5 protein-coding genes and 4 pseudogenes are annotated in these 10,343 nt (G+C 66.5%); 7 read left to right on the top strand and 2 right to left on the bottom strand.

The window, feature by feature from the left end:
- The 5 genes and pseudogenes from PV721_RS36380 to PV721_RS36365 form a co-directional block, all read left to right on the top strand.
- Window positions 1-232: pseudogene (locus PV721_RS36380) on the top strand (primosome assembly protein PriA); the annotation flags it as partial.
- Between the two features lie 1,631 nt (window positions 233-1,863).
- Window positions 1,864-2,070 (top strand): annotated as a pseudogene (locus tag PV721_RS44145) (hypothetical protein); the annotation flags it as partial.
- A 282-nt stretch (window positions 2,071-2,352) separates the two neighbouring features.
- Window positions 2,353-4,566 carry a P-loop NTPase fold protein gene (locus PV721_RS36375; RefSeq protein WP_319732028.1) on the top strand — a complete coding sequence of 738 codons (2,214 nt, stop codon included), beginning with the start codon at window positions 2,353-2,355 and terminating at the stop codon, window positions 4,564-4,566.
- 363 nt (window positions 4,567-4,929) lie between these two features.
- Complete coding sequence (locus PV721_RS36370; RefSeq protein ID WP_319732026.1) at window positions 4,930-6,171, top strand: ParA family protein; 1,242 nt, start codon at window positions 4,930-4,932, stop codon at window positions 6,169-6,171.
- Window positions 6,168-7,388, top strand: a complete 1,221-nt coding sequence (locus PV721_RS36365; RefSeq protein ID WP_319732024.1) for a ParB/RepB/Spo0J family partition protein — start codon at window positions 6,168-6,170, stop codon at window positions 7,386-7,388. Before PV721_RS36370 ends, PV721_RS36365 begins: the two co-directional genes overlap by 4 nt.
- Window positions 7,389-8,473: 1,085 nt before the next feature.
- On the opposite strand, the gene PV721_RS36360 is transcribed toward PV721_RS36365, so the two are convergent.
- Window positions 8,474-8,689: a hypothetical protein gene (locus PV721_RS36360; protein WP_319732022.1), complete on the bottom strand. Its 216-nt coding sequence runs from the start codon at window positions 8,687-8,689 to the stop codon at window positions 8,474-8,476.
- 666 nt (window positions 8,690-9,355) lie between these two features.
- Here PV721_RS36360 and PV721_RS36355 point away from each other — a divergent pair.
- Together PV721_RS36355 and PV721_RS36350 are read left to right on the top strand one after the other, a co-directional pair.
- Window positions 9,356-9,526 (top strand): annotated as a pseudogene (locus tag PV721_RS36355) (ATP-binding protein); the annotation flags it as partial.
- Between the two features lie 49 nt (window positions 9,527-9,575).
- Window positions 9,576-9,938, top strand: a complete 363-nt coding sequence (locus PV721_RS36350) for an Imm51 family immunity protein (protein WP_319732021.1) — start codon at window positions 9,576-9,578, stop codon at window positions 9,936-9,938.
- A 302-nt stretch (window positions 9,939-10,240) separates the two neighbouring features.
- On the opposite strand, the pseudogene PV721_RS36345 reads toward PV721_RS36350, so the two are convergent.
- Window positions 10,241-10,343: pseudogene (locus PV721_RS36345) on the bottom strand (IS5/IS1182 family transposase); the annotation flags it as partial.

Here is a 10,343-nt window from a genome sequence, read left to right as displayed (position 1 = left end):
CTTCCTGGCCGGCGCCGGGCTGCCCCCGGACGCGGAGATCCTGGGCCCGGTCCCGATACCCGGGCGGCGCGGGGAGCGGTCCCCGGGGGACCGGGCGCTAATCCGCGTCCCGCCGGGCAGCGGCGCGGCCCTCGCAGCCGCCCTCAAAACGGCGCAGGCGGCCCGGACGGCGCGGGGAGTGGCGGCGGCCGACGCGGTGCGGGTGCGCATCGACCCGCCCGACATCGGCTGACCCGGCGCGACCGTCGACCGCGCCATGCCACCGGCCGATACCAGGCCGTACTGAGTGGCGCGAGCGCAGTCACTTTCCTGCCCCCGCTTGGGATCGCCGTTGCTCTCAGCGTCGGTGACCCCCTGGTCGAGCGGTTCTTGTCGGCAGCGCCCTCATCGTGGTCGGCGCATGCCGCCCCTTGTCCCGGGCGTGGGCTGCAGCTCAGCAGCGGCCTTTCGTCACGCCCTCCGTTGAAGGGAACAGAACCTCATGACCGGAACTTCACCGCAATGCCGTGGCTCGTGGCACTGACCGGGTGCAGAAGACAACTCGTATTCGGCGTCGCCCGGTTCGCGACGAGCTGGACGATGCCGGTGCGGCCGGGGCCTTGATCTCAGACCTTCCCGGACACGCTTCCTCTGGTTGGCGGCCAGTCAGACAGCCGGCCTTCACACCCTCCAGTTCACACCCTGTCGGGCAGCCGAACTCGAGCTCGCCGAGAACACCGCAGACGCTACTGGTTGGCTCTACGCTCCCGCCGCCGCTGGCCGCACCGGGTACCAAGGGCACCTTCGCCGTTCCCGGGGTGAAGCAATTCACCAAACGGCTGCGTCGGGTGACTGCTCTTCCCGGCGTGACAGGCGCAGGCTGCTCCACCCCCCGACAAGGCGCGACCAGAGGCTATACCGGAGATTTAAGACCAAATATCTAAAAAGCGACGCCTTCTATGGGGCCTTGGGGGGCCCATCTCAACAGGCCCGGTATGAACGACCCTTCTCTCACTCCGTAGAGCCCCAGCGGGGCTCACAGGGCTTTCAGGTCTCCGAAAGCCTTCCCCTACAGCACCCAAATGGCTCAATTGAGACGACAGGACACACCAACCGGCCAGGCAGCGCCTCGTACAGACAGGAACGCCATGGGTGTCCAGACGATTCGTCGACAACCTGCCGCAGCGCCTACCCGGGCGGACATGCCCCCAACTCCTACATTCCTGCCATGAGCGCCAGCATCGGGGCACCTGTTCTGCGTGGCATGCCGGTCGGGAAACCCTTGCCGAGACATGAAGGCGGTGGGGGGCTGTGGGGACTGTGGGGCACACTGCGCAGTCGGCCGGTACTGGTCACTGGCGACGCGCGCGGCAGAGTGCGACTGTGCGACCCGCTCGACGGAACTGTGTCCCAAATCCCTGGCCGTGGTCATGACGGCGCGGTGCTGTGGGGGGCGTGGCGAGACCTGGCAGGTCAGCCATTGTTGGCCACGGGTGGCGGAGACGGCACGGTGCGTCTGTGGGACCCTCTCTCCGCAGACGGCACGAGGAAAGCCCGCACAGCGGAACCAGCGGCAACCGATTTCGGTGAACCCATGGACGGTCCGGTCGAAGCGACTGGGAATTGGGGGGCATGGGGCACGATCGGGCCCGCAACCGTTTTGGCCACTGGCAGCTATACAGGCCAGGTTCACCTGTGGGATCCGGTGCATCGCGTCGAGGCCATGCAGCTGACCGGCCACAGCGACATCGTGGAATGGGGTGCGTGGGGCCGTGTTGACGGCCGACCGGTGCTTGCCACGGCGACCCCTACGGAGAGGTACGCGTATGGGACCTCGCGCGGGCACCCACGCCAGCACTGCTGCTGACGGGCCACTCCCAGCCTGTGAAGTGGGGTGCATGGGGCCGTGTCGACGGCCGGGCCGTACTTGCCACGGGCGACCGCAAGGGTGAGGTCCGACTGTGGGACCCCTCGGAGGGCACTGCGCTGGGCGAAATCTTGCACGGTCATGAGCACAGCGTGGAGTGGGGCGTCTGGGGCGAGGTAGCTGGGCAGCCGGTGTTGGCTACCGGTGGCTTTGACGGGACCGTTCGGTTGTGGGATCCGGCGACCGGCAGCCTACGAGGGCAGCCCTTGACCGGCCATCGCGGTGGCTTGGTGTGGGGTGCATGGAGCAGCATCGGAGGCTGGCCGGTACTGGCGACAGGAGACCGAGAGGGTGAGGTACGGCTGTGGGACCCCGTAGAGGGCACTGGTTTGGGAGAGCACTTGCGCGGTCATTCCGGGAGTCTGGTGTGGGGGGCCTGGGGGAACCCTGGGGGTCGGCCGACACTGGCCACCGGCGATGACGACGGCGGCGTTCTGCTGTGGGAGGTGGTTGAGCGTCGGCCCATCCCACGGCTGCCCGCCTACCGTTCGGACGTTACCGCTTCCACCGACGAGCTTGCCAGGGCCGGGGAGGCAGCGGCGGTCGCCGAGCTGATCACCGCGCGTACAGCGAGGCCACCACTGGCGGTGGGACTGTTCGGGGACTGGGGGCAGGGCAAGAGTCACTTTCTGGAACTGCTGCAGAAGCAGGTGGAGGCAACGGCCCAGCCGGACAATCCGCTCGCGCACAGCGCAGTGCGACAAGTCAGGTTCAACGCCTGGCACTACGCGGAAACCGGCCTGTGGGCCAGCCTGGTGTCCGAGTTGTTCGCCCAGCTGGCCGCACCGATGGACGGCGACGTCGACGAGGAACAGCGCAGGCAGTCCCGCCTCACAGCCGAGCTGGTCAGTGAGCGCCGCCTGCGAGAGAGGCTGTACGCGGCGATGGCGCGTCGCGACGAGCTGCACAAGGTGCTCGAGGAACCCGAGAGTCTGTGGGACCGCCTTCCTGAGGAACAGCGAGCAGAAGTACGGCTGCTCGCAGGCGAAGGTCCGGAGAAGGTCTATGCGGAGGCAGCACGCACCGTGGCCGCACTGCGGGGAACTGGCCAGGCCTCCTGGCGTCTTGTCCGAAGCGCTCCGCAAGTTGCCGCCGCAGTCATCGCTGTCCTCGTTGTATTGGCCGGCGCCACGATCGTGATGGCCTGGGGTCTTCCAGCGCTGTGGGGTTGGGCAGCGACCCTTCCGGGCATCGCCTGTGCGGCACTGGTCGTGCGCACGATGTTCCGCTTCGTTCAGGCCTCCAAGGCCCGTGCGAACGCTGCATGGCAGAAAGCGGTGCAGTTCGGTGAGCAGCAGCGTCGCCGGTTGCAGACCGCTGCCGACGTCGCCGACGCCGAGGTCACCGAGCTCACAAGGCAGGTGCAGAACGTCACCGCAGCCGGGCTGTTGGCCGGGCTGGTTGCCGACCGGGCGGTTACTGGCGACTACCGCAGCCAGCTGGGGGTGATGACTCAGATCCGAGAGGACTTCCAGCACATGGCGGAGCTGCTAGCCCACGCTGCGGACGACTCCCCCGACACGCCTGGGGCAGATACCGACGAGGCCGGTGACGAACTGCCGCGAATCGACCGGATCATCCTCTACATCGACGACCTGGACCGATGCCCACCCCAGCGCGTAGTGGAGATGCTGGAGGCCGTCCATCTGCTGCTCGCCGTCGACTTGTTCGTCGTCGTGGTTGCTGTTGACCCCCGCTGGCTGTTGCGTGCTGTCAGCGCGCACTACCGGGATCTCCTCGACCAGGGCGAGGATTCCAGTGACACCGAAGGCGGAGACGAAGGCTCAGTAGACCCCGACGACGAGGAACTGTGGCGCTCCACTCCCGCGCAGTACCTGGAGAAAATCTTCCAGGTGGTGCTCACGCTGCCGCCGCTGGACACAGGCGGCTACCAGCGGATGCTGCACACCTTGGTCGGCGTACGGGATGACATGACCGCGCCGGCCCCCGCGCCCTCGCACCCTAACGATGCTTCCGGCACTCCGTCCGCGGTACGCCCCTTGCCTCCTCTAGTTGAAGATGAAGCCCCACAGACCGCGTTTGCGGTCCGTGCGAGTGACGAGGGTTCCGCCGGCGAGGACGAAACGTACGGGGTTGTCCTGCCAGCTGCTCGTGTGATCGAGCGGGTTGACCCGCTCACCCTCGAGCCCGAAGAGATCGCCCTGCTGAACCTGCTCGGTCCGCCACTCCTCGTGGCCACTCCCCGCGCGGTCAAACGGCTGGCGAACAGCTACGGTCTGCTCACCGCAATCCGTCGAGACCACCGTGAAGCCGATCTCGACGAACAGCGAGCCCCTCTCGTGGACCCAGACACCAACACGTCCCGCGAGGTGCACTACCGGCCCTACCGGGCAGCCATGGTTCTCCTCGCCACCCTCGTCGCGTATCCCTCCCTCGGCCCCGCATTCTTTCTCCATCTCCACCACACGGCTGCCGCGCAGCCTGGCGACACCTGGGCAAGCTTCCGTGCTTCCCTCACGCCTCAGCGCAGGGAGAGCGGGCGCTGGTGGAGTGTGGCGGATCCGAATATGACTCCCGTCCAGGCCCAGCAGTGGCAAGCCCTGTGGAAGGCCTCGACGCAGCGGAACAAGCCGCAGCCGAGCACGGCCTTCACCTGCCCGAGCCCTTGTCCGCCTGGGGCCCTTGGGTCGTTCCAGTAGGCCGATTGTCCTTCCCCACCGGGCGCATCGTCAGCAGCCTCGAGCGGCAACGTCCCCTGGGCGACCACCCTGAGGTGGGCTAAGGGGAGGACAAAGGAGCGTCGTGAACCAGCGGGGCTCTCCAGAAGGCAGTCCATCTGAAGAGCCCCAGACTGCTCGTGTGCGGGCCCAGGGAGAGCAGACGGTAAGCGGCTTGAGACGGCCTGGTCCCGCTCAGGACGGACAGCCCACGTGCTTGGGCGGTGCGCGACATGGCGAGTCAGGGGGCTCCGAGGGTCTTCATTACGGCGTAATGGAGACCCTCGACAGCGTAGGTAACGTGTACTTGCTGAAATAGATCTTGATTGTTAGTAAGGTGTCCCCATGTCGTCGTCATCCTCAGGGGACCGAGAGAAGATCGTCTCCAAACTGCCCTCGTCACTGCAGCAACAGTTGAAGGTGCGCACCGCTCAACGGCGCATCGATATCCAGCACGCGGTAGAGGAAGGAATCAAGGCCTGGCGCGGCCTCGGGTCCAACCTCTCCCCCATCGACACAACCGGCGCCAGGTCCTTCTCGACGTGGCTGCCCCCAACGCAGTGGGAAGAGTTCCGAACCGACTGCAGCAGCCGCGGCGTTTCACTCATCCAAGGCCTCGCACAGTCCGTCTCACTCTGGCTGCAGGCCAACCCGGCACCGGGCGTAGTCCGCCCCTCAGTCGTACGACGCATCGTCGTCTGCAACCAGAAGGGCGGCGTGGGCAAGACCGCCGTCGCAGCCGGCACCGGACAGGCCCTGGCGGAGGACGTCGACACGCTCTATCCGGTAGGCGTGTCCAAGCACTTTGCACACGCCCTCGCGGACACAGACTCCGACAGCACGCCGACTGCCCTGGAACAGCTCCCGGGTCTCGGACTGCGCGTGCTCCTCGTCGACTTCGACCCCCAGGGACACCTCTCCAAGCAGCTCGGACTCCAGGTCCTGCCGCTGGACGGCGACAGCCTCACCAAGCACATGTCCGGCGACGCCGCGGGGAAGCTCGCGGACCTCATCGTGCCCGTCGAGGACGAGCGCTTCGGAGACCGCCTCCATGTCCTGCCGTCCTGCACCGACGCCTTCCTCCTCGACGTGAAACTCTCCGGCGTGCGAGCCCGCGAAGCAGCACTGGAACGCGCTCTGGGACCAGTGGAGTCCGACTACGACGTCATCATCATCGACTGCCCTCCAAGCCTGGGCCTGAGCATGGACGCTGCCGCCTACTACGGTCGGCGACGCGACGGCGAAACGCCCGGAAACTCCGGCGTGCTCGTTGTCGTCCAGGCGGAAGACAGCTCTGCCGACGCCTACGGCCTCCTCACAGCGCAGATCGACGACCTGCGCTCCGACATGCATCTCGAGCTGGACTACCTGGGGCTTGTCGTCAATCACTTCGACGCCCGCCGTGGCTACATCGCCACCTCGTCTCTCGAGAGCTGGATGGCGATAAGAGACCCCCGCGTCGTCGGAATCATCAGTGACCTGAAGGAACAGAAGGAAGCAGTAAGGGTGAAGCAGGCACTGCTCGCCTACGCACCTCAGTGCCCGCAGGCCGTAGCCCTGCGAGCGCTCGCACGGGAGATCGCATGAGCAGCAAGGCGTCCAAACTGGGCACGGGTACGTCGTTCACGCAGACGCAGAGTGTCAGCGCCCGCCGCCAGGCCATCAACGCGGCGACGAACGCGCCCACCGAGGGGGCACTGCCTCCCGTCAAGCTGCCGGTGAACGCGATCAGCCTCAACCCTGCCAATCCACGAAGCTCACTCGGAGACCTCAGCGACCTCGCGGCCAGCCTTCGCGACCACAAGCAGAAGCAGGCCATCACCGTGATGTCCCGCTTCTCCTACCTCGAAGCCAACCCCACCATGGCGGAGAAGCTCGAGGACGGGACGAAGTACATCGTGATCGACGGCAACTCGCGTCTGGCCGCAGCTCGCGAGGCTGGTCTCACTGAGATCAAGGTGATGATCGATGAGGATCTCGGCGACACGGCTGTCGAGATCCTGGAATCCGCACTGGTCGCCAACATTCACCGACAGGATCTCGACCCCCTCGACGAGGCACGAGCACTGCAGCAGCTCCTCCAGGTCGTAGGCACGCAGGACGCGCTCGCCAACCGGCTGCACCGCTCGCAGGGCTGGGTCTCCCAGCGCCTGGCCCTGCTCGGTCTCACTCCCGACCTCCAGGCAAAGCTGGTGGCGGGGGAGGAGCCCGCCGAGCTGCTGCGCCGTGTCGGAAACAAGGCGCCTGAAGAGCAGGCCGCACATCTGGAGCGGCTGAAGGAAGAGAAGGCGGCAAAGAAGCGGGTCCCGTCACCGACACGCTCTGATCATGCGGTGACCGAGGCGTCGGCACCCATGGCACCTGTGGAAGAGCCCTCCGCTTCCTCCTCCGATCATTACGCCGTAATGACGGGGAACGTAGCTGACACGGCAGCCCCGCCTGCACCCGCCGATGTGGCGCCGGCCCAGGATTCCACGCGCATCGTGACACCACAGGACGTTGCTGACATCGCAGCTGTGCCGGCTCCAGCCGACGAGGCGCCGGCCCAGAATGGAATGCCTGTCGTACCGCCGCAGGTCAAGATGCCGTGGGCGGACGGCGCAGCGGCGATGGAGATCGCGTTCGCCAAGCTGTCGCAGCACGGCCAGCGTCAAGTAGCCCTCGCCCGATACATCGAGCTCATCGGTGACGTCGAAGAGTTCGCACAAGAGCTGCACGCAAGCACGAGTCCCGAGTACCGGGCCCAGCTCCTGCACCTCCTGGCGGCACCCCCCACCGTGGCACGGGGGTTCATTACGCCGTAATGAACGGGCGTGCCGCACGCACTCCTCGAAAACCACAGCGCATCGAGCCCTGTCTTCCCCACATGACCATGTGAGGAAGACAGGGCTTCTCCATTACGGCGTAATGGCCGTCGTCCCGGCCACTGACTTCCTGCCGCCAAGGGCGGCCCTTGAGTGGGATGGCTGCCGGACGGCGAGACCTCCGGGGGAGAGGCCACGCAGTGACCAATACACAGGAACCTGCGACAGCTCCGGCAGACGCTTCCAGTTTCCCCGCGGATCATTACGCCGTAATGAATGACGTCGCTGACACAGCAGCCCTGCCCGACGATCTTTGACCGGGCGGAGCAGGGGCCGCTCCGGAGCGTAGAGACACCCGCACAAGTGACCAAACTACGGCGGTTGCTGGCCCCTGCTGGAGCTCCCGCAGCTTCAGTGAGGCGAGTCGGTCTTCCCTCAGGATCAGAGGGGAGACCGATCTCCTTCATTACGGCGTAATGGCATGGGTCGCATCGACGCAAGCCCCGACGGGGCTGACGTCCCTTGCACCTTGATCAAGAGCTTCATGCCCACGCACCATACGGAGCCGACTCGGAGGAGCCGTCTGCCTGACGCCTTCAGAGTCTCGACTGCTGCCGGGGTCTCGTCCCCATGCAGTTCTGCCCCGGTCTCTCAGAAGAGGCGAGAGGGCAAGGGTGTGCGCGATAAAGAGGTCGCCCGTGACAGACCCAGATCGCTTCCTCGGCAATGTCGTCGGCGGGCCGGTGCAGGCGGTGCCCGCAGTGTCGCCGGGGACGGGGACGGCATCGAGGTAGCCGTCGATCGCGAGGGGGATGGCGTCCATCAGCTTGCCTCCGCCAAGGTGGGAATAGACGCGGAGCGGCCGGGCTCGTGATCGACGGCCGGGCTTGAGGCGCTTCGGGATACGGGCATCAGGCCGCCCAGGTACAGGGCGCCCTCGTCCGGGGGAGACCAGCGGCGATCACCCAAGCGGGCCGCCCGCTACCGTGCCGGTGTGGTCATCACGTCGCTAATCCTGTTGCTGAGGGACCACTCAGGAATATGCGGGCCTCCCAGTCAACTGCGCCGTGCGGCGCCGGAGTCGGTCAGATCTGCCGGTCCGGGTGAGAAAACGTCAGGACGCCCGCGGTGAGCGGGCGCCGGGCGGGAGCAGGTGCGGCTACGGTCTCGCCGGGCGGCGAGCGGAAGTCGGCGCCCTGCTCGACCGGCAGCGGCCAGCGGCCGCCGGAGTGTGCCGGCACGGGAGCGTCGGCGGCAGGGTCGGAGAAGGTGGGCAGCAAGAGAGGTCGACGGTCAGTCATGATCCCTAGTCTCGCAGCCCGCGCGGGCAGGGGAGGGCCAGAGCGTAGGGCCGTGGAACTCTGCACCGCAGTCGGTTCGCCGACGCCGGGGGAGTCGTACAGCCGCGCGAGCCGCCGATGTGAGCTCGGGGGAGTGTGCGGTGACGTCGACCGGGCGGGGCACAGTGGTGCGGCTCATGAAAGGGAGCCTCGGTTCCGCCGATGACAACGCGAGGACCGGCCCGGCGGTGGTGATGAGCCGGGCATGGCCCAGGGCGGAAGTGCCGGCCCGTATCCCGCTCCAGGAGCTACGTGGTACGAGCACATTGCAGGAATGGCTCGTCGTCCGCCGCGGCGCAGGACACGACCTGACCTGGCCCATCCTCGTCCGCCATTTCCCACCCGGGGGCTGGGCCCAACCTCTCACCCAGCAGGCTGACAGCGCAGCCGTGACCGCACTCCACCGGCTTCTCGAAACAGCAGAGCCGGACCAGATCGACGGAGACGACATCCGGCATTCACCCACCCGGGACCACCTCACCCGAGATTCCCGGCATCTCGGCGTCTCTGCTGAACTGGTCGCCGCAGGCCAGGGTCCCCTCTCGAAGCCAGGTCGCTTGAGACGGGACAGCTTCCAGTTCCCCCTCGGATCATTACGCCGTAATGAGGTCGCTGACACGGCCGCCCGCCCGACGAACCTTTGGAGGCTGGACGAAGACGTTCACCGATCCCCGGCTCTGCGCGGCCATCGTCGACCGGCTCACCTTCAACGGCGCGATCGTTGAGACCGGCACCGAGTCCCACCGCCTCGCCCAGACCAAGGCCAAGCTGGAGAGGGCACACACCCGCTCAGCCTGAAGGGCCACCCGCACCAGCCTCGGAACACGGCTATCTCTACCATCACCGCATGACCGACGCATCTGCCCTGGCCCCGTTCCACCTGGACGAAGGCGGCGAATCCGACGGCTCCCACTGCCTCTACCTGTTCGACGGAGACATGGAGCAGGTCGCCGACGTCTTCGAGGAGCACAACGCCGAATGCCACGGTTACGGCTGGGAAGGCCTGGCCCAGTCACTGACCTACTCCCAAATGCCCGAAAGCGGCAGAAATCTTCAATTCTTTGGATCAGAGGCCGGCACCTTCGTAGTCACAAGCCCCGACCTCAAGGCCCTCACGGACCTTGCCGTCCTCCTGCACGCCGCCTTCCACAACCGCGAACTCCTCAGCCACTACATCCAGACGGCCGACCCAGGCTTCCTCGACCGATAGAACTCACAAGCGGGGCCAGAACAGACCGGACCCCGGAGCCATCGCAAGCCGTTCCGACAGCGCCCGCACTCGCTCATTGGAGCCACCTCAGACGGGAAAAGTGGGGCCGAAACAACAAGGCGTTGCAGCCACCCAACGGTCTGACGACCCTTGCACCTTCATCAAGAGCTTCATGCCCAGGCACCATACGAAGCCGACTCGGAAGGGCCGTCTGCGTGACGCCTTCGGAGTCTCGACTGCTGCCGGTTCTCGTCGTATGCAGTTCTGCCCCGGTCTCTCAGAGGTCGTTTTCGTCCGATGTTTCATCCCAGAATCGGGTGTTCTGTGGTCTTCTTCGGGTCGCGCCAGGAGATGGTGTTCTCGCTGGTGAGGCGGCGGGTCATGAGGTCGGTCATGGCGATGTGG

The organism is Streptomyces sp. MB09-01 (assembly GCF_033794505.1).
In the GTDB taxonomy this organism is placed as follows: domain Bacteria; phylum Actinomycetota; class Actinomycetes; order Streptomycetales; family Streptomycetaceae; genus Streptomyces.
The sequence above is the reverse complement of the archived record's forward strand: the minus strand, read 5'-3'. Positions and strand labels throughout refer to the sequence as shown.